Annotated in this window: 14 protein-coding genes; 7 read left to right on the forward strand and 7 right to left on the reverse strand. The window is 59.4% G+C overall.

All coding sequences use genetic code 11. From position 1 onward, the window contains the following. Positions 1 to 31: 31 nt before the first annotated feature. Both ACXRVY_RS03120 and rep read right to left on the reverse strand, forming a co-directional pair. Positions 32 to 604, reverse strand: coding sequence for a xanthine phosphoribosyltransferase (locus ACXRVY_RS03120; RefSeq protein ID WP_223460429.1), 573 nt, complete (start codon positions 602 to 604; stop codon positions 32 to 34). Positions 605 to 659: 55 nt separating this feature from the next. Continuing rightward, positions 660 to 2,669: a DNA helicase Rep gene (gene rep / locus ACXRVY_RS03125; protein WP_007989511.1), complete on the reverse strand. Its 2,010-nt coding sequence runs from the start codon at positions 2,667 to 2,669 to the stop codon at positions 660 to 662. A gap of 263 nt (positions 2,670 to 2,932) precedes the next feature. Between rep and ACXRVY_RS03130 the strand changes: the two genes are divergently transcribed. Then, positions 2,933 to 4,606: a putative bifunctional diguanylate cyclase/phosphodiesterase gene (locus ACXRVY_RS03130; RefSeq protein ID WP_223460427.1), complete on the forward strand. Its 1,674-nt coding sequence runs from the start codon at positions 2,933 to 2,935 to the stop codon at positions 4,604 to 4,606. Between the two features lie 57 nt (positions 4,607 to 4,663). Here ACXRVY_RS03130 and ACXRVY_RS03135 read toward each other — a convergent pair whose 3' ends face one another. Further along, positions 4,664 to 6,061, reverse strand: coding sequence for a NorM family multidrug efflux MATE transporter (locus tag ACXRVY_RS03135; protein ID WP_223460425.1), 1,398 nt, complete (start codon positions 6,059 to 6,061; stop codon positions 4,664 to 4,666). 157 nt (positions 6,062 to 6,218) lie between these two features. On the opposite strand from ACXRVY_RS03135, the gene ACXRVY_RS03140 reads away from it, so the two are divergent. The 3 genes from ACXRVY_RS03140 (at position 6,219) to ACXRVY_RS03150 (ending at position 10,675) form a co-directional block, all read left to right on the forward strand. Then, positions 6,219 to 7,139, forward strand: coding sequence for a LysR substrate-binding domain-containing protein (locus tag ACXRVY_RS03140; protein ID WP_458237014.1), 921 nt, complete (start codon positions 6,219 to 6,221; stop codon positions 7,137 to 7,139). 185 nt (positions 7,140 to 7,324) lie between these two features. Further along, entirely contained in the window at positions 7,325 to 9,301 is a 1,977-nt protein-coding gene (locus ACXRVY_RS03145) for a methyl-accepting chemotaxis protein (protein WP_223460421.1), read from the forward strand. A gap of 159 nt (positions 9,302 to 9,460) precedes the next feature. Continuing rightward, entirely contained in the window at positions 9,461 to 10,675 is a 1,215-nt protein-coding gene (locus tag ACXRVY_RS03150; RefSeq protein WP_223460419.1) for an aldose 1-epimerase family protein, read from the forward strand. Positions 10,676 to 10,779: 104 nt separating this feature from the next. Here ACXRVY_RS03150 and pdxR read toward each other — a convergent pair whose 3' ends face one another. Further along, positions 10,780 to 12,282 (reverse strand): MocR-like pyridoxine biosynthesis transcription factor PdxR, encoded by a 1,503-nt coding sequence (gene pdxR, locus ACXRVY_RS03155; protein WP_223460417.1) that lies wholly within the window; start codon positions 12,280 to 12,282, stop codon positions 10,780 to 10,782. Between the two features lie 311 nt (positions 12,283 to 12,593). On the opposite strand from pdxR, the gene ACXRVY_RS03160 reads away from it, so the two are divergent. The 3 genes from ACXRVY_RS03160 to glyA are packed head-to-tail and all read left to right on the forward strand — an operon-like array spanning position 12,594 to position 15,983. Then, entirely contained in the window at positions 12,594 to 13,844 is a 1,251-nt protein-coding gene (locus ACXRVY_RS03160; RefSeq protein ID WP_458237015.1) for a benzoate/H(+) symporter BenE family transporter, read from the forward strand. Then, the gene (locus ACXRVY_RS03165) at positions 13,844 to 14,662 is read left to right on the forward strand and encodes a YggS family pyridoxal phosphate-dependent enzyme (RefSeq protein WP_223460413.1); all 819 of its coding nucleotides are present in this window, start codon (positions 13,844 to 13,846) and stop codon (positions 14,660 to 14,662) included. Before ACXRVY_RS03160 ends, ACXRVY_RS03165 begins: the two co-directional genes overlap by 1 nt. A gap of 55 nt (positions 14,663 to 14,717) precedes the next feature. After that, a complete protein-coding gene (gene glyA / locus ACXRVY_RS03170) occupies positions 14,718 to 15,983 on the forward strand; it encodes a serine hydroxymethyltransferase (protein ID WP_223460411.1) in 1,266 nt (421 codons plus the stop codon). Between the two features lie 111 nt (positions 15,984 to 16,094). Here the strand turns inward: glyA and ACXRVY_RS03175 are convergent, their stop codons facing one another. The 3 genes from ACXRVY_RS03175 to ACXRVY_RS03185 form a co-directional block, all read right to left on the reverse strand. Next, on the reverse strand, positions 16,095 to 17,588 hold the full coding sequence (locus ACXRVY_RS03175; RefSeq protein ID WP_457265670.1) for a YifB family Mg chelatase-like AAA ATPase: 1,494 nt from the start codon (positions 17,586 to 17,588) through the stop codon (positions 16,095 to 16,097). A gap of 271 nt (positions 17,589 to 17,859) precedes the next feature. Continuing rightward, complete coding sequence (locus tag ACXRVY_RS03180) at positions 17,860 to 18,660, reverse strand: hypothetical protein (protein ID WP_223460353.1); 801 nt, start codon at positions 18,658 to 18,660, stop codon at positions 17,860 to 17,862. A gap of 101 nt (positions 18,661 to 18,761) precedes the next feature. Next, positions 18,762 to 19,208, reverse strand: coding sequence for a hypothetical protein (locus ACXRVY_RS03185; protein WP_223460351.1), 447 nt, complete (start codon positions 19,206 to 19,208; stop codon positions 18,762 to 18,764). Positions 19,209 to 19,444: the final 236 nt, after the last annotated feature.

The following is a 19,444-nucleotide window of genomic DNA, read 5'->3' on the forward strand; positions in this document are numbered from 1 at the left end:
CGCTCCCACAGGGGATGTGCGTTATGGCGGCTTACTCGATAAAGGTCACGACACCTTCGGCCAGCGACTTCACGCGAGCCAAGGACTCTACACGATAACCCTGCGAATCCAGCTCCGCACGGCCACCCTGGAACGACTTCTCGATCACGATGCCCAGGCCCGCCACGGTGGCGCCGGCCTGTTTGATGATCGAGATCAGTGCCTGGGACGCCTTACCGTTGGCCAGGAAGTCATCGATGATCAGCACACGGTCGCTGCTGGTCAGGTGGCGCGGGGAGATCGCGACGGTGCTTTCGGTCTGCTTGGTGAACGAGTACACAGTCGCCGACAGCAGGTTTTCGGTCAGGGTCAGGGACTGGTGCTTGCGGGCGAAAATCACCGGCACGCCGAGGTTCAGGCCGGTCATGATCGCCGGCGCGATGCCCGAGGCTTCGATGGTGACGATCTTGGTGATGCCCGAATCCTTGAACAGCGTGGCGAATTCGTCGCCGATCAGCTTCATCAGGGCCGGGTCGATCTGGTGGTTCAGAAAGGCGTCGACTTTCAGGACCTGGTCGGAAAGCACGATGCCTTCTTCGCGAATTTTCTTGTGCAGGGCTTCCATGAAGCTGTCCTCTTTTGGCGCCTGTGCGCCGAAGGTCATATAAAAGTGGTCAATTCTAGCGCTTTAACATCGCGCGTATATCCGCCAAAGCGTTGTTGCCTCGCACGGCTTTGACTTCGGTCGGTGTGTCGTCGTTGCCTTCCCAGGCCAGATCGTCCGGCGGCAGTTCATCGAGGAAACGGCTCGGTGCGCAATCGATGATCTCGCCGTACTGCTTGCGCTTGGCGGCGAAGGTGAAGGCCAGGGTCTGGCGCGCGCGGGTAATGCCCACGTAGGCCAGGCGACGCTCTTCTTCGATGGTGTCGGCTTCGATGCTGGAACGGTGCGGGAGGATTTCCTCTTCCATGCCCATGATGAACACGTAGGGGAATTCCAGACCCTTGGACGCATGCAAGGTCATCATCTGCACGCCTTCGGCGCCATCTTCCTCTTCCTGCTGACGCTCGAGCATGTCGCGCAGGACGAGTTTGCCGATGGCGTCCTCGACGGTCATCTCGCCTTCTTCGTCTTTCTCCAGGGTGTTCTTGAGCGCCTCGATCAGAAACCAGACGTTACCCATGCGGTAGTCGGCGGCCTTGTCGCTGGAGCTGTTGGTGCGCAGCCAGTTCTCGTAGTCGATGTCCATGACCATGCTGCGCAGGGCCGAGATCGGGTCTTCGCCGGCGCACTGCTCGCGCACCCTGTCCATGAAGCGTTTGAAGCGCGACAGACGATCGGTGAAACGCGAGTCCAGATGCTCGCCCAAGCCGATCTCGTCGGTGGCGGCGTACATCGAGATCTTGCGCTCGGTCGCATAGTTGCCGAGCTTCTCCAGCGTGGTCGAGCCGATCTCGCGGCGCGGCACGTTGATCACCCGCAGGAAGGCGTTGTCGTCGTCCGGGTTCACGATCAGGCGGAAGTAGGCCATCAGGTCTTTTACTTCCTGACGTCCGAAAAAGCTGTTGCCGCCAGACAGGCGATACGGCACCTGGTGATGCTGTAACTTCAGCTCGATCAGTTTGGCCTGGTAGTTGCCGCGATACAGGATCGCGAAATCGCTGTACGGGCGGTCGGTGCGCAGGTGCAGGCTGAGGATTTCCATGGCCACGCGCTCGGCCTCGGCGTCCTCGTTGCGGCAGCGGATCACGCGGATCTCGTCACCGTGGCCCATTTCACTCCACAGCTGCTTTTCGAACTCGTGGGGGTTGTTCGAGATCAGCACGTTGGCGCAACGCAGGATGCGGCTGGTGGAGCGGTAGTTTTGCTCCAGCATCACCACCTTCAAGGACGGGTAGTCATCCTTGAGCAGCATCAGGTTTTCCGGGCGAGCGCCGCGCCAGGCGTAGATAGACTGGTCGTCGTCGCCTACCACGGTGAACTGGTTGCGTTTGCCGATGAGCATTTTCACCAGCAGGTACTGGCTGGCGTTGGTGTCCTGGTATTCGTCGACCAGCAGGTAACGCACCTTGTTCTGCCACTTTTCCAGGATGTCGGCGTGCTCTTCGAACAGCTTCACCGGCAGCAGGATCAGGTCGTCGAAGTCCACCGCGTTGAACGCCTTGAGCGTGCGCTGATAGTGGGTGTAGACGATGGCGGCAGTCTGTTCCTTGGGGTTGCGCGCGTTTTCCAGGGCCTGGGCCGGCAGGATCAGGTCGTTTTTCCAGGCGCCAATCATGTTCTTGATCTCGTCGACGCCGTCGTCGCCCGAGTATTCCTTTTGCATGATGTCGGTCATCAGGGCCTTGACGTCGGTCTCGTCGAAGATCGAGAAGCCCGGTTTGTAGCCCAGCCGCACGTGTTCCTTGCGGATGATGTTCAGGCCCAGGTTGTGGAACGTGCAGACCGTCAGCCCACGACCTTCACCGGCACGCAGCAGAGTGCCTACCCGTTCCTTCATCTCGCGGGCAGCCTTGTTGGTAAAGGTCATGGCGACGATGTACTGGGCGCGAATGCCGCAGTTCTGGATCAGGTGCGCAATTTTGCGCGTGATCACGCTGGTCTTGCCGGAGCCGGCGCCGGCGAGCACCAAAAGAGGGCCGCCGACGTAGCTCACGGCTTCTTGCTGCCGGGGATTGAGTCGGGACATAGGTAAATTCAGGAGTCAGTCACAAAATGGGCCGGCATTTTAACAGGCTCAGTAAATTGTGCTGCTCTGTCCGACTTGTGACGTACCACGCTATCTGTAATTGCCGGTTTTGTTACTTTCACGCAGGATGCGCAATGAATTTGCGGCTAATGTTCGTAATTCCAGATGCAAAGGGCCGATTTGATAACTGATGTCATTGTCATTGGTTATCGGAACGGCATAATGCCCGTCGCCTACATCTTTGCAGAGTCTAGGGAGCTAGCTTGTCTACGCCTGTCGAACCCTTGCGTTTGCTGCTACTGGCTGAAGAGCCAGCGTGGGCAGCGTTGTTGCGCGAGTGTCTGGCTCCTATGGGGAATTCGGCCGTGCTCATCAGTGCGCCGAGTTGGGAGTCGGTCAGCAGCCTGTTCGATGACAACCGCAGCGCGGTGTTATTGACCATCCCGCAACTTCAACCGGCGCCGGGCCGTTGCAGCCTGCCGACGGTGTTGCTGCTCGACCATGAGCCGCTGACCCCGCCCGACGGTGTGAGTGACTGGCTGGTGCGTGATCTGCTCGATACCGGCATGTTGCGCCGCTGCCTGCGCCATGTGCGCGAGCGTGGCGTCCTGGAAAACACTCTGCAACGCCTGGCCGAGCAAGATCCGCTCACCGGCATCGCCAATCGCCAGGGCTTCCAGACCCTGCTGACCGCACGGCTGGCGGAAAACGACGGTCGCGGCCTGGCCCTCGGTCATCTCGATCTCGACAACTTTCGTTATGCCAACGATGCCCTTGGCCATCAGGCCGGTGACCGTTTGATTCTGCAAGTGGTGGCGCGGCTCAAGAGCCAGCTTGAGGCCGGCGATCAACTGGCACGCCTGGGCAGCGATGAATTCGCTCTGTTGATCGACACCCGCCGCGCTCCCCAGCGTGCCGAGTGGATGGCCGAACGCATCAGCGAAGCATTGGCCGAGCCTTATTGGGTCGATGGCGAAAGCCTGCTGATCGGTTCCAGCCTGGGCATCGCCTACGCCCGGGCCCAGACCGATGCGGATCCGCTGATGTGGCATGCACATATCGCCATGCAGCAGGCCAAAAGCACCCAGGGCTGCACCTTTCACATTTTCAACGAACGCATCAACCGCAATGCCCGCAGCATCGCCGACCTCGAAACCGAGCTGCGCCGGGCGCTGCGCCGCGATGAGCTGGAATTGCACTACCAGCCACGGTTGAACCTCGAAGACGGGCAGATCGTCGGCCTCGAAGCTTTGGTGCGCTGGCGGCATGCCGAGCGCGGCCTGCTGGCACCGAGCGAATTCGTGCCGCTGGCCGAGCAAAGCGGTCTGATCGTGCCGCTGGGCTACTGGGTGATTTCCCGGGCCTTGCGCGACATGCAGGCGCTGCTTGAGCTGGGTTTGCCACCGTTGCACATGGCGATCAACCTGTCGTTCCGGCAGTTCCAGGACAGCCAGTTGTTGTCGACCCTGAGTCGCCTGATTGCCGAGCGTGGCGTCGAGGCGCAGTGGCTGGAATTCGAGCTGACCGAAACCGCGGTGATGCGCCGCAGCGATCTGGTCAAGCAGACCATGGACGCCCTCGGGCGTCTCGGTGTGCGCTTCTCCCTCGACGACTTCGGCACCGGTTTCTCGTCCTTCGTGCACCTCAACAGCCTGCCGATCACCTTGCTGAAGATCGACAAGAGCTTTGTCGGCGGCATGGAACAGCGTGAGGAAAACCGCAAGCTGGTCCACGCGATGATCAACCTGGCGCACAACCTCAACCTCGAGGTGGTCGCCGAAGGTGTGGAAACGCCGGAGCAACTGGATCTGCTGCGCGGGTTTGAATGCGATCAGGTGCAGGGATATTTGATCAGCAAGCCATTGCCGCTGGATGAGTTGGTGGAATATCTGATGTTTGGCTCCAGTCAGCAGCAAGTGCTGGAAGTGGTGAGCTAACCGGTTCTGGAAACCACCACGAATCCCTGTGGGAGCAAGCTCGCTCCCACAGGTTTCTCAGTCAGGCTGAGCCATCTGGAAACCACTCTCTGCCGAAGGCTCCCGCCGAATCATCCGCTTCATCTTCCACTCAAACCCCAGCGTCAGGCTCACCGCCGCGCACGCCAGCCCCAGCGCCAGGCCCCACCAGACACCCGTTGGCCCCCACTGCAAATGGAACGCCATCCACCACGCCGCCGGTGCGCCGATCAACCAATAGCAACCCAGGCCGACGAGGAAAGTAGTCTTGGCATCCTTGAGTCCGCGAATGCAGCCCATGGCAATGGTTTGCACGCCGTCGAACAGCTCGAACCAGGCGGCCACCGTCAACAGGCTCACGGCAAGATTGATGACATCGCGAAATGCCGGGTCATTGTGGTCGAGGAACAGTCCGACCAACTGGTTCGGCAACAGCCAGAAGACCATGGCGAAACACAGCATCGCCGCCGCCCCGAAGGCAATACCGACCCGCCCGGCCAGCCGCGCATCCAGCAGTTGTCCGGCACCGTAGTGCTGACCGATACGCATGGTGATCGCGTAGGAAATACCCGCCGGGACCATGAATGCCACCGAGACGATTTGCAGGGCGATCTGGTGCGCGCCCAGTTGCGTGCTGCCCATGGTGCCCATGCACAGCGCAGCGAAGGCAAACAGTCCGACTTCCACGGCATAGGTACCGCCAATCGGCAGGCCCAGACGCCACAGCTCCTTCAGGTACTGGCGGTTCAGCCGCGACAGGCCCTGACGCAGCGGATAGGCCTCATAAGCCGGATGCCGACGAATGTGCCACGCCAGCGCAAGTGCCATCAGGTTGGCGACAATCGCCGTGACCAGCCCGATACCCGTCAGCCCGAGTTTCGGCAGGCCGAACATTCCGGTAATCAGCGCATAGTTGAGCAGGAAATTGGCGACCGTACCGCCAAGGCTGATGACCATCACCGGTGTCGCACGGCCAATGGCGCTGGTGAACCCGCGCAGGGCCATGAAGCTCAGGTAGCCGGGCAGGGCGAACGGCAGGAAGATCAAAAACTGCCCGGCCGCATGGACGTTGGTTTCGGTCTGGCCGAACAGCAGCAGCACCGGTTTGAGGTTCCACAGCAGCAAGCCGGCAACCAGCGCCATCAGCCATGCCAGCCACAGCCCGGCCTGGGTCAGTCGGGTAGCGCCGACAATATCACCGGCACCCTGACGGATCGCTACCAGTGTGCCGACCGCCGCGATCACGCCGATGCAGAAGATCGACACGAACGAATAGGTCGCCGCACCGAGTCCGCCACCGGCCAGTGCTTCGGGACTCAGGCGCGCCATCATCAGGGTGTCGGTGAGGACCATCAGCATGTGCGCCAACTGCGAGGCAATCAACGGCCCCGCCAGCCGCAGGATGGCCCGGAGTTCAGTACGTGCTGGATGCTGCATGATCATCACGCTCGATTGTCAGAGAAAACAGGAAGCCTCGATTCTCGGCGCTCTGCGGGGTTTGCACAAAGGGATAAAAAGGATGGGTGGCATGATTAAAACTCATATGAGAGAGTTTCCGATAAATTGAAGCAATCGCGTTGTAGGAGCTTTCCTGATGTCACGTCGTCTTCCTCCCTTGTATGCCCTTCGAGCATTCGAAGCGGCGGCGCGGCATAGCTCGTTTACTCGCGCCGCCGAAGAACTGTCGATCACTCAAAGTGCGGTCAGCCGACACATTCGTACGCTCGAAGAGCATTTCGCCTGTCGGCTGTTTCATCGCAGCGGGCGCAACCTGCAACTGACCGAATCGGCGCGGCTGATCCAGCCCGGCATACGCGAAGGCTTCACTGCCCTTGAACGGGCCTGCAATACCTTGCGCGCCGAGGACGACATCCTGCGCATGAAAGCCCCGTCGACCCTGACCATGCGTTGGCTGTTGGCGCGGCTCAGTCGTTTCCGGCACCTGCGACCGKGGAACGAAGTGCAATTGACCAGCGCCTGGATGGACATCGATACGGTGGACTTCAACCACGAACCCTTCGACTGTGCCGTCATTCTCAGCAACGGGCATTTTCCACCGGACTGGGAGGCTACTTGCCTATTTCCCGAAGAGCTGATCCCGGTGGGCGCGCCGAATCTTCTGAAGGATCAACCGTGGGACGTTGAGCGCCTGGCCAGTACCGAGCTGCTGCATCCGACTCCGGACCGCCGTGACTGGCGCAACTGGCTGGAGCGCATGGGCCTGACCGATCGAATCTCGCTCAAGGGCGGGCAAGTGTTCGATACGCTGGAGCTGGGCATGATCGCTGCCGCTCGAGGTTACGGCGTGTCCATGGGCGATTTGCTGATGGTGGCAGAGGATGTTGCGCAGGGACGTCTGAGTTTGCCGTGGCCGACCGCCGTCGCAAGTGGTGAGCATTATTACCTGGTCTGGCCAAAAACCCGGCCCGGCGGCGAGCGCTTGCGTCGACTCAGCGATTTCCTGCAAGGCGAGGTCCGGGCCATGGAGTTACCGGATGTCGAACACCTGGGCTGAATCGATGGAGCCGCCGCAATGGCGGCCTTGAGCCATATCCCGGTTAATCACTCAAGTATTCRGTTTTGCCGCCGAAAATCTGCTGATGGAACCTTCGTGCCAGGCTCCACGTTTACCCCACTATCAGAAATTTTGCCGAGTGCGACGGGATAAGGATGATCCGGCCCACTGGGTCAGGAGCTGTCATGTCTCAACCTCGTGCTCGGATTGCCTCACAGCTGGGTCTTGCGCTTGCCGTGATACTGGCGGTTGTCATCAGCGGCAGCACCGTGTTTGCCCTGCGCTCGCTGGACGCTGCCAACCTCGCTACCCGCGAAGAGCACCTGGCCAGCGAGGCACGGCTGCTGGCCGATCAGTTGAGCACGTTCCACGGCACGTTGCGTGAAAGTACCCAGCGTCTGAGCGGTCTGTTCGAGAAGCGCTTCAGCGCCGGTTTGAGCGTGCACCCGGATGAGCCGGTGGCCGTGGCGGGTGTGCAGACCCCGGGCCTGCACCTGGGCAGCGAAGTACTGAACAACAACTTCAAGGAAGTGGACGAGTTCAAGCAAATGACTGCCGGCGTCGCGACGCTGTTCGTGCGCAGTGGCGAAGACTTCATTCGGGTCAGCACGTCCCTGAGCAAACAGGACGGCACCCGGGCCATCGGCACATTGCTGGATCACGCCCATCCGGCCTATGCGCGCTTGATGGCCGGGCAGAGCTACGTCGGTCGCGCCTTGCTCTTTGAACGGTCCTACATGACTCAGTACACCCCCGTACGCGACAGCGGTGGTAAGGTGATTGCCGTGCTGTTTGTAGGATTCGATTACACCGACGCACAGAATGCTCAGTTCGAAAACCTCAAGCGCTTCCGCATCGGCCAGACCGGCTCCCTGGCGCTGCTCGACGAGCAGAACAAATGGCTGGTGCCGATCGCCGGTGTGCAGGCATTGGACGTGGCAGTCCCGGCCATCGTCGGTCTGGCCAAGACACCGGGCAAGGGCGATTTCTGGAGCGACAAGTCGCAAGACTTCTACAGCATTGCCGTGCCGTTCGAAGGTGGGCCGTGGTCGGTGGTGGCGAGCATGCCGAAAGCCGAAATCCGCGCGGTGACCTGGAGCGTCGGCATTCGCCTGGCCATCGGCAGTCTGCTGGCGATGTTGCTGGCGGTGGGTTCGGCGGTCTGGTTGCTGCGCAGCAAACTGGCGCCGCTGGGTGATCTGGTGCGTCAGGCCGAAGCCTTGGGCGCGGGTGATTTGAGCGTGCGCCTGAACGTGTCGAGCAACGACGAAATCGGTCAGTTGGCCCGCGCCTTCAACCAGATGAGCCAGGCGCTGTCGACCATGGTCGAGCACATTCGTAGAGCCTCGGAAGAGGTCAACAACCGCGCCCAGGCGTTGTCCGGCTTGTCCGGTGGTGCCTATGAAGGGATGGAGCAGCAATCCGGCGAAATCACCAGCATGGCCGGCGCCGTGGAAGAATTCAGTGCCACCTCGCTGAACATTGCCGACAATATGGGCAGCACCCAGCGTCTGGCGCAGGAAAACGCACAACAAACCCGGATCGGTCGTACGTCAATGGACGAAGCGTCCTCGTCCCTGGAGCAAATCGCCGGTGCACTGAACAGCACCGCGACGGTAATCAACACCTTGGGCCAGCGCTCCCAGGAAATCGGCGGCATTGTCGGGGTGATCACCGCGATCGCCGAGCAAACCAATTTGCTGGCGCTCAACGCCGCCATCGAAGCCGCCCGTGCCGGCGAGCAGGGGCGTGGGTTTGCGGTGGTGGCCGATGAGGTGCGCAACCTGGCCTCACGTACTCGCCAGGCCACTGATGAAATTTCCGGGATGATCCACAGCATCCAGCAGGAAACCGGCAACGCGATCAGTACCATGGAGCAGGGTAACGTGCTGATGCAGGAAGGCTTGTCGCGCAACGCCAACGTAGCCTCGGCCCTGGCGCGTATCGATGAGCAAAGCCGTTCCGCCGGTCAGCAATTCGCCGCCATCACCACYGCGACCCAGGAACAAAGCAGCACCGCCACCTTGCTCAGCAGCAACCTGCAAAGCATCGCCCTGGCGAACAGTGAGCAGCGGGAAGTGGTTTCGAACCTGGCGGTGACAGCCAAAGAGCTGGAGAAGCTCGCCGCGGATCTGCGGCATGAGGTTGACCGGTTTCGTTGAATCGCTGCCCAAATCGCCATCGACTCGATTCTGCGCGTTATCCACAAGCCCCGTATCGACGATCTCTTGGCGTTTGCCACCGTTATTTCGATTTTTATGCTTGCTGAAACGTTTCTGCAAGTCTATAAAAATGGCACAAATCCAAGAAAGGCTGCTGCCATGACCCCGCTCAAACTCTTCGTTGCCCTCAGCGCACTGTCCGCTGCCTCCCACGCCATGGCTTGGGATTACGTCCTGCTCGACACCGACAAAGCCGCCCAGAACTGGCAAATCACCAGCCAGCAACTCGGCGTAAAAACCGACAAGCCTTTCAGCGTGACCCTGCGCACCTTGCATGGCGGTCGGCAGGAAGGCGTCAGCATCGTCGACATCGATAACGGCACGATGAAACTTTCGGTAGTTCCAACTCGCGGCATGAACGTCCTGCAGGCCTCTGTCGGTAACGTGCGCATGGGTTGGGATTCGCCAGTCAAGGAAGTGGTCAATCCGTCCTTCATCGAGCTCAACGGCCGTGGTGGCCTGGGCTGGCTGGAAGGTTTCAATGAGCTGGTCACCCGCTGCGGCTACGAATGGGTCGGCCACCCCGGCATCGACAACGGCGAACTGCTGACCCTGCATGGCCGCGCCGCCAACATCCCGGCCAACAAAGTCACGCTGCATATTGATGAGAAGCCGCCATACGCCATCAGCCTGCGCGGCGAACTGAAGGAGCAGGCATTCAAGAAAGTCGACTTCTCAGTCGCGACCGAACTGGTCACCGAGCCCGGCAGCGTAGCGTTCGCCCTCAACGACACCCTGACCAACAATGGCGACTATCCGAAGGAATACCAGGCGCTGTATCACAGCAACTTCAGCACGCCGTTCCTGGAGCAGGGCGCCCGCTTCGCCGCGCCGGTGAAACAGGTGTCGCCGTTCAACGACAAAGCCAAAGGCGATCTGCCGGACTGGCAAACCTACCGCGCACCGACCAAGGACTACGACGAAACCGTCTACAACGTGGTGCCGTACGCCGATGCCAAGGGCGATACATTGACCGTCCTGCATAACAAGGCCGGTAGCCTGGGCGTCTCGGTCGGCTTCAACACGCAAACACTGCCCGTGTTCTCCCTGTGGAAAAACACCGATACCCAAGGGCAGGGCTATGTCACGGGGCTGGAGCCAGGCACGAGTTTTTCCTACAACCGCCGGTATCAGCGGCCACTAAACCTGGTGCCGACGATTGGGCCGAAGGAGCACAAGCAGTTCCGCATCAGCTACAGCTTGCTGGCGGATAAGACCGCTGTGGATAAGGCGCTGAAGCAGGTGAGCGAGATTCAAGGTGGGCGGGAGACTGAGGTGCGGCAGACGCCGTTGGTTGATCTCAGCAAGGGGTGATGTCCCGTTTTGGCGGACGGCTCTGACGGGAGAACGAGTCGGATTGACGGGCAGTTGGCGGCGGGGGAATGCACAAGCCTCCCAAAAAGCCGCTTGACACTGCCCTACCTGGTTTTCAGCGCATTGGCCAGGCGCAGCATGGCCGCTTCGATTTCATAAGCGGTCAAGGACGAGTAGCCCAATAACCAACCTTGTTTTTTCTCCTGATCGCCGGCGTATAGCCGGCTGAGGCCGGAAAGCTGCACGCCAGCGCTGGCTGCTTGGCGGATGGTTTTCTCTTCCGACCAGCCATCGTGCAGCAGGCAGGGAATTTGCAGTCCGCCTTGGGGGCGCAAGGCGGTGACGATGCCGTCCAGGTGCTTGCCAATGGCGTCGAGCATGATGGATCGGCGCCCGGCATAGAGCTTGCGCATGGCCCGGACATGGGCGTTGTAATGGCCGTCTTCCATAAAACGCGCCAGGGTCAGTTGCAGGATCTGTGGTGTATGGCCGTCCATCATGCTGCGCGCGTAGGTGAAGGCTTTGATCAACTCGTAGGGCAGTACCATGTAACCCATTCGCAGGCCGGGGTAGAGGGTCTTGCTGAAGGTACCCAAATAGAGGGTGCGCTGATATTTGTCCAGGCCCTGCACGCAGGCGGTCGGCTGCCCGTCGTAGTGAAACTCGCTGTCATAGTCATCTTCGATAACCCACTTGCCCTTTTCTGCTGCCCAGTTGATCAGCTCAAGACGACGTTCCAGCGGCAAGGTCGCGCCGGTGGGGTATTGATGAGACGGCGTGACATAGACGCAATTGGCGCCGCTGCGGTCGGCGTACAGCAGGTCGGTGCGTATGCCCAGTTCATCGACATCGATAGGCAGGACCTTGGTCTCGGCGGTTTCAAAGGCTTTCCTGGCGCCATAGTAACCCGGGTTTTCCAGCAGGATCGGTTTACCGGCATCCACCAGCAACTGCGCACACAGAAAGAGGGCCTGGCGAGTGCTGCTCAGCACCATGATCTGGTCGGGAGAGCATTTGGCCCCGCGCTCGAGGTTCAAGTAGGTGGCGATGGCCTTGCGTAGCGGCTCGGCGCCTTGCGGGTCGCCGTGCAACAGCACGTTGGCGCGATAGTCCTTCATCACCTGGCGCTGCAGGCGCTCCCAGACATCGGTGGGGAAGGTGCGGGTTTCCGGCAGGCCGGTCGCAAATGCCTTGATCACCTGCTGATCGTTCACGCCGCCACTGTCGAGGATCATCCGCCCGCGCTGGCTCAACCCCGCCCCCGGTGCCGCCTGGCTGCTTTTGACCGCTTGTGCCTTGATGCGTCGGCGCGTCGCACCGCGCAATTCGGTGCCCAGCGTTTGGCAGACATAACTGCCCGACCCCTCGCGCCGCACGATAAAACCGTCCCGGTGCAGTTGCACGTAAGCGTTCTCCACGGTATCGCGGGCGATCCCGAGTGACTTGGCCAGGCCCCGGGTCGCGGGCAGCTTCAAGCCCGGGTCAAGGGCACCCTCGAGGATCAATGCCCGCAATGCGCGCTGAATCCGTTGGTGCAGATCCAACAGCTGAAACTCAACATCGTTGAGGCGCATTTTCAGCGTTTCCAGCTCGAACGTGTTCGCCATGCGGTCTGCCTGATCTTAATAAATTGGCCTGCAAAGGCAGGCCATCCTATCCGTAGAATCCGCCGCTCGCCACTGCCTTTGCGCTCGGCGATCACGTGCATTGCGAGCAATTTTGAACAGGGGTTGACCGACTTCATGAAGGGTTTTGCCCGCGTGCATGGCTGAGGCAAGGATCGCTTCAGTCACAGCAAGCGGTCCGGTAAGTGGTCTGCTCCTCAGCGAGAAAGTGTAGGGACGAAACGTGCCATTTCAGCGCTATAAATCACCCCTCACCGAAGCCAGCGCCTCGTTTTGCAAGGAGCAAAGCAATCATGTCTTCTACAGCATTCCCATCGCCCCTGCGTCCACGCGACCTTCTGCATCCGATTGTCGCCGGGCTGATTTCAGTCATCGTCAACTATGGCGGCACGTTTATCCTGGTCTTTCAGGCTGCCAAGGTTGCCGGGCTCAGCCCCGAGATGACGGCGTCGTGGGTATGGTCGGTGTCAATTGGCGTGGGTATTACCGGGCTGTTTCTCAGTTGGGTGAGTCGTGAACCGATCATCACTGCCTGGTCAACGCCCGCCGCAGCCTTTCTGGTCGTCGCACTGTCCAATACGCCCTACGCCGAGGCAGTAGGTGCGTACATCATTTCAGCCGCCGCCTTCGTGCTGCTGGGTTTGTCCGGCTGCTTCGAAAAAGTCATTCGCCTGATACCGCCGGGTGTGGCTGCGGGCCTGCTGGCCGGTATCTTGCTGCAGTTCGGTATTGGCGCGTTTGGTGGCATGAGCCTTGACCCAGTGTTGGTCGGGTTGCTGATTGCCGCTTACGTTGTGCTCAAGCGCTTTACCGCGCGCTATGCGGTGGTGGGCATTCTGGTGCTGGGGCTGGCGTTTCTTCTGACGCAGGGCCGTGTAGAGCTGTCGGGGCTGGCGCTGCAATTCGCGGCACCGGTATTCACCCAGCCTGAGTTTTCGATCAATGCGCTGCTCAGTGTGGCACTGCCGCTGTTCCTGATCACCCTCACCGGCCAATACATGCCAGGCATGCTGGTGCTGCGCAACGATGGCTTCAGTACCAGCGCTAATCCCATCCTGACTGTCACGGGGCTGGGCTCCTTGCTGATGGCGCCATTCGGTTGTCATGCCTTCAACATTGCGGCCATCACGGCGGCCATCTGCACCGGTAAAGAAGCCTCGGAGGATCCGTCCAAGCGATGGATCGCCGGGGTTGCCGCAGGCGTGTTCTACATCTTCGTAGGGATTTTCGGGGTGACCCTCGCCGCAGTGTTCATGGCAWTACCGGCCACCTTCATTACGACGCTGGCCGGGCTGGCCCTGCTCGGCACTATCGGCGCCAGCCTGGCCAGCGCCATGGCCGACGTCAAAACCCGCGAAGCCTCGCTGATCACCTTTCTGGCATCCGCCGCGAACATCACCTTGCTGGGGGTTGGTGGGGCGTTCTGGGGGGTGCTGATCGGTCTGGCGGCCTACGCCTTGCTCAATGCCCGTTTACCGCGTCGTGAGACGGTGGTCATTCCGGCTGCCGACGCTGTTGTGACGACCAAAGGAGTCACCCATTGATGCTCGATCAACTGGAAGAAACCGTCACCCTGCACGAGCGTCATGGCCGTTACCCACAGGCCACCAGCGTCGAAGATTTTCGCCGCAACCTGGCGGCCGTGCAGCAGCGAATCACTAACGCCTGTCAGCGGGTCGGACGTGACCCGGCGAGTGTGCGTCTGTTGCCGGTCAGCAAAACCTTTGACGAAGCTCATCTGCGTCTGGCCTACGCCGCCGGCTGCCGCCTGCTCGGTGAGAACAAGGTGCAGGAAGCTCAGCGCAAGTGGCAAGCCATGAGCGACATTGCCGACCTGCAATGGTCGGTTATCGGCCACCTGCAAATCAACAAGGCCAAGCAGGTGGCGCGTTTTGCCAGTGAGTTTCAGGCGCTGGACAGCCTGCGAGTGGCCGAGGCCCTGGATCGTCGCCTGCACATCGAGGGGCGCCAACTGGATGTGTTCATTCAGGTCAATACCTCCGGTGAAGCCAGCAAATATGGCTTGGCGCCCGAAGCCGTCGCGGACTTTTTGTACACCCTGCCGACGTTCTCGGCGTTACGAGTACGCGGGTTGATGACGCTGGCGCTGTTTTCGGCCGACGTGGTCCGTGTCCGCCCTTGCTTTGTACGGCTGCGCGAATTGCGCGAGCGTTTGCGCCAGCACGCTCCGGCGGGCGTCGGGCTGGAGGAACTGTCCATGGGCATGTCCGGTGATTTCGAAGTCGCCATTGAAGAAGGGGCCACTGTGGTACGTGTCGGTCAGGCCATCTTCGGCGCACGTGCCATGCCGGATGCCTACTACTGGCCGACCGCGGATGCCTGTCCGGGAAGTGATGAGTAGTCGCCGCTGACACCCCCTTAACATCTTTGATCCAGCTCTACAGGAAGCCAATCCGATGTACGACTCAACGCTGACCCTTGAAGCATTCGACGCCGAGCTGTGTGAGGCGATTCATAACGAAGAACATCGTCAGGAAGACCACGTCGAACTGATCGCTTCCGAAAATTACGCCAGCCCTTTGGTGATGAAAATCCAGAGCACCGTGCTCACCAATAAATACGCCGAAGGTTATCCAGGCAAGCGCTACTACAGCGGCTGTGAGTATGTCGATGTGGCCGAACGCCTGGCCATCGAGCGGGTCAAGGCCCTGTTCAACTGCGACTACGCCAACGTACAACCGCATGCAGGTGCGCAGGCGAACGCCGCGGTATTCCTGGCACTGATCAATCCCGGCGACACGGTGATGGGCATGAACCTGGCCCAAGGCGGCCACCTGACCCACGGTAACCCTTCAAACTTCTCGGGCCGTCATTACAAGATCGTTCCTTATGGCCTTGACCCGCAGACGGGCCTTCTCGACTACGACGAGATGGAGCGTATCGCCCTGGAAACCCGGCCGAAGATGCTGATCGGTGGTTTTTCCGCCTACTCCCGGTACAAGGACTGGGCGCGCATGCGGGCCATTGCCGACAAGGTCGGGGCCATTTTCTGGGTCGACATGGCCCACGTCGCAGGGTTGGTCGCCGCGGGAGAATACCCGGACCCATTGCCGCACGCCCATGTGGTCACCAGCACCACGCACAAGACCCTGCGGGGCCCACGGGGTGGCTTGATATTGTCCAAGGGGCAAGATGAAGCGTTCTACAAAAAGCTCGATTCTGCGGTATTCCCGGGTGTCCAGGGTGGCCCATTGATGCACCAGATCGCCGCCAAGGCCGTCGCCTTCAAGGAAGCACTGAGGCCCGAGTTCAAAACCTATCAGACCCAAGTGGTGATCAACGCCCGGGCCATGGCGGCCGTGCTGCAAGAACGCGGTTACAAGATCGTTTCCGGTGGCACCGATAACCATATGATGCTAATCGACCTGTCCGACAGGACTTACACCGGCAAGGAAGCCGATGCAGCCCTGAGTAGTGCCTATATCACTGCAAATAAAAACTCGGTGCCCAATGACCCGCGCTCACCGTTCGTGACCTCCGGGCTGCGCATCGGTACCCCAGCCATCACCACCCGTGGTTTCGGCGTGATCGAATGTGAACAATTGGCGGGCTGGTTGTGCGACGTACTGGACGCCCTGGAAAACGGCGACAGCGAGAGGGTCGGGCACCACGTGCGCGAACAAGTGGTGGAGCTCTGCCGCCGTCATCCTGTCTATCGTTAACCCTGTTACCCCGGGCTACTACCAGGCTGATGTCATCATTGGGCGAAAAACCAGTCGCGCGGCAAGGCACCCGGGATGTACGGGCGCACTCGATGCCAATCTGTCGAGTCTCTAGCTGGAGGCTGATGGCCGATATTGCAGTGCTTCGGCTACGTGGCTGCGACCGATAGCGTCTACTTGTTCCAGATCCGCCAGGGTACGGGCGACTTTCAGTAGACGGTGAGCAGCACGAAGCGAAAGGGTCAGTCGCTCGCAGGCGCTTTCCAGCCAGCCTTCATCTGCTTTGGACAGCGCGCAATGCTGGCGTAGCCCTGGCAGGTCGAGAAAGGCGTTGGCGCAGCCCTGGCGTTGTTGCTGGCGCTCCCTTGCCTGGGCGACCAGGGCAGAAGCGCTGGTTGTGTCGTCACCGGTTTTGATCGGATTCAGCGCCGTGCTTTCCCGGGCTACGGTCAGGTGCAGGTCGATGCGGTCCAGCAAGGGCCCGGACAACTTGTTGCGATAGCGCTGAACCATGTCCGGTGTACAGGAGCAACGGCCGCTCGGTTCGCCAAGATATCCACAGGGGCAGGGATTCATCGCGGCGACCAGTTGAAAGCGCGCCGGAAAACGCACGCGGTCCTTGGCGCGGGAAATCACGATGTGGCCGGACTCCAGTGGCTCTCTCAACACCTCCAATACCTTGCGATCAAATTCCGGGAGTTCATCGAGGAACAGCACGCCATGGTGAGCGAGGGTGATTTCGCCGGGTTGCGGTTTCGAACCGCCGCCCACCAGTGCCGGGCCGGAGGCAGAGTGATGAGGTTGGCGAAACGGTCGTTGCGGCCAATGACTCAGCGGCACACAACTGGCGACCGATTGAATCGCTGCAACTTCCAGTGCTTCGTTCTCGGCCAGAGGTGGCAGCAGCCCTGGCAATCGGCTCGCCAATAGCGTCTTGCCCGTACCCGGTGGCCCGCTGAACAGCAGGTTATGTGCACCCGCTGCCGCAATCAGCAGTGCGCGTTTGGCTGCCATTTGCCCCTGAACTTCATTCAAGTCGGGATAGGGTTTGCTGGCGTAGAGCAACCCATTGGAAACGTAAGGCTCGATAGGTGTGTGCCCATTGAAATGCGCCACTGCCTGCAGCAGATGGTCCACTGCGATGACCTTCAACCCCGACGCCAGGCAGGCCTCCTCGGCATTCGCCTGCGGTACCATCAACCAGCGCCCGGCCTTGCGCGCCGCCAATGCCGCCGGTAACACCCCGCGGACCGGCCGCACTGCGCCGGAAAGCGCCAACTCGCCCAAACACTCCACATCATCCAGTGTCAGCGTCGGCACCTGCACGCTGGCCGAGAGAATCCCCAGGGCAATCGCCAGATCGAATCGCCCGCCATCCTTAGGCAAATCCGCCGGCGCCAGATTCAACGTGATGCGTCGCGCCGGAAATTGCAGCCCCGAATTGATGATCGCACTGCGCACTCGGTCCTTGCTTTCCTTCACTGCCGCCTCGGGCAGGCCGACCATGGTCAGCGACGGCAAGCCATTAGCCAGATGGACTTCAACAGTGACGGCTGGCGCTTCCACGCCGACCTGAGCGCGGCTGTGTACGATGGAGAGGGACATGGTCGTTCCTTGAGCTAAACGGGGCCGCTTCCTGCGGGTTGTTGAAGGGTAGTCGTGGAGTCTGGTCGGAGAGTAGGGAAACGTTCGCAGAATGTTGCAGAAGCCACGATCTTTAACAGCAGCCAAACGCTGCGTTCGGCTGCGGTGGCAAACCCATCTCCTGAGCAATCGCACTCCTCAACACCGTTTGCGAATTGCATAAGGATCGCCTGCGAAACTTATCGCACGTATTTGACCTCTCGGATTTATTCAGTTTGTAAAATAAAATAACTTATGTTGCGACAGTTTCTTTGGAAGGAATTATGTTGTCGAACAAGCTGCTGTCACCCTCTATGATTTTTCTGGTGAAGCTCTCGGTATCCATCTTGTTTTTACCTTCCGCGATATGCGTAAAATAGTTGAAGTCCAAATCTATCCAGTCATTAAGCTTGGTTTCGTAGTTGTTTGGATACTGAGCTTGCTCCACTGGGGGCAGACCCTTGTAATGGTCGAGGACACTTTGGAAGAATTTGGTGAGCTTTCCAGTGTTGTTATATTCATATTCTGCTTCGGCCACCACTTTCTTTCGCCATGCGTACTCTTGTTTGGCTGATTCTTCCAGTGCTGCCCGTCTTTCATTGACGGTAAAGGTGTCGCTGTCATCGTAAGTGATTAAGGCTAGTTGATCCATGGGCATTCCAGAAAACGGATTTCTGCCGAGCCCGTTTGTATACTGTGTTGCATTTTTGGCACGCGCTAATAATGTGGGGTTATCTGAGTCGGGAGCTTCAGCATCGTATTTTGATTTGTTGGCAGTGTAATTGGCGCTCTCCAACTCGTTGAGTGTATTTCTAGCCATCGAACCCAGTTCCGCTCTAGTGAGGCGCACATCCCGGGCCTGTGCGCGTACTGAGGCTTCGCTCAACTGGTTCGCTAGCGTGGAAACGGTACTGCTGTCTCGTACGTCGCCAGATGGGCCTTGGGGTGTGCTTTGGTTGACAGCTGGTGTTTTGCTGGGAGTCGCTGTCAATGTTTTTGCTCCAGCCAGCGCTGTGCCGCTGTTAGCTGCAAAGTTGATTGGTGAATTAACCATTTATTGCCACTCCCTGCTCGAAGACTAAAATATGATATATCGTCTAATGATGTTGATGCTTTAGCAAAACCTTACGCGCACCTTAGAGGTCGCTATATGCTTTACTTCATGGTGATTTCTACTGACCAAGCATAGGAGGACGGATTTGTTTTAGTCACTTTTATGGTGCAGGTGGCCCCGCCACTAGGTGTGGCCGTATTATTCCATTTTGGAATTTTGCTCGCGCCTGAGCCAGTAGCGGCCACAAATGTAGCCAGGTAAACGCATTTTTTGTTGCCAATTTGATATCGTAAGTTAGCATGGTTGTAATCAGGCGATATCAGGCTTTGTATGGTGTAGGTGTCTGTGCTATTTGCGATCACGGACGCTTGTGGAGTAGGTGATGCGTTTGCTTTCGTTATAGCTTCGTTGTTGGATATAGGGGTGTACGTTGCAGTCTGGGTTCCAAGATTCTTAAATGTGACCGTTACAGGTGGTCCCGCGACAACTGGGCCTGTATAAAGTGCAGTCAATGTGAAAGCGGCAATCAGAGCCTTATAGGTTTCCATGGGCATTGCTCCTTGTGGTGTTATGAACATTCCTTTGGGTGTATCGCACTTGTCATAATCCATTATTCAAGCTGGACTGAATTTTTTCCGAGCGAGTGCAGCGCTCGCGCTTTGAGAAGTGAGCTTAGAAAGGGTGGCTTTGAGGCGCAATCAGACCGCGGACGAGAAMGTTGTAGGGCATTGCCGGGATTACTGCGGGCGGAAAGATCTCAGGCTCGGCAATTCCTACAGGTAAA

The organism is Pseudomonas sp. P5_A2_2 (assembly GCF_054177685.1).

Excerpts from the sequence above, each read along its gene's own strand:
- ACXRVY_RS03120 (WP_223460429.1), bottom strand. The coding sequence starts at position 604 with ATGGAAGCCCTGCACAAGAAAATTCGCGAAGAAGGCATCGTGCTTTCC.
- rep (WP_007989511.1), bottom strand. The coding sequence starts at position 2,669 with ATGTCCCGACTCAATCCCCGGCAGCAAGAAGCCGTGAGCTACGTCGGC.
- ACXRVY_RS03135 (WP_223460425.1), bottom strand. The coding sequence starts at position 6,061 with ATGCAGCATCCAGCACGTACTGAACTCCGGGCCATCCTGCGGCTGGCG.
- ACXRVY_RS03150 (WP_223460419.1), top strand. The coding sequence starts at position 9,461 with ATGACCCCGCTCAAACTCTTCGTTGCCCTCAGCGCACTGTCCGCTGCC.
- pdxR (WP_223460417.1), bottom strand. The coding sequence starts at position 12,282 with ATGGCGAACACGTTCGAGCTGGAAACGCTGAAAATGCGCCTCAACGAT.
- ACXRVY_RS03165 (WP_223460413.1), top strand. The coding sequence starts at position 13,844 with ATGCTCGATCAACTGGAAGAAACCGTCACCCTGCACGAGCGTCATGGC.
- glyA (WP_223460411.1), top strand. The coding sequence starts at position 14,718 with ATGTACGACTCAACGCTGACCCTTGAAGCATTCGACGCCGAGCTGTGT.
- ACXRVY_RS03175 (WP_457265670.1), bottom strand. The coding sequence starts at position 17,588 with ATGTCCCTCTCCATCGTACACAGCCGCGCTCAGGTCGGCGTGGAAGCG.
- ACXRVY_RS03180 (WP_223460353.1), bottom strand. The coding sequence starts at position 18,660 with ATGGTTAATTCACCAATCAACTTTGCAGCTAACAGCGGCACAGCGCTG.
- ACXRVY_RS03185 (WP_223460351.1), bottom strand. The coding sequence starts at position 19,208 with ATGGAAACCTATAAGGCTCTGATTGCCGCTTTCACATTGACTGCACTT.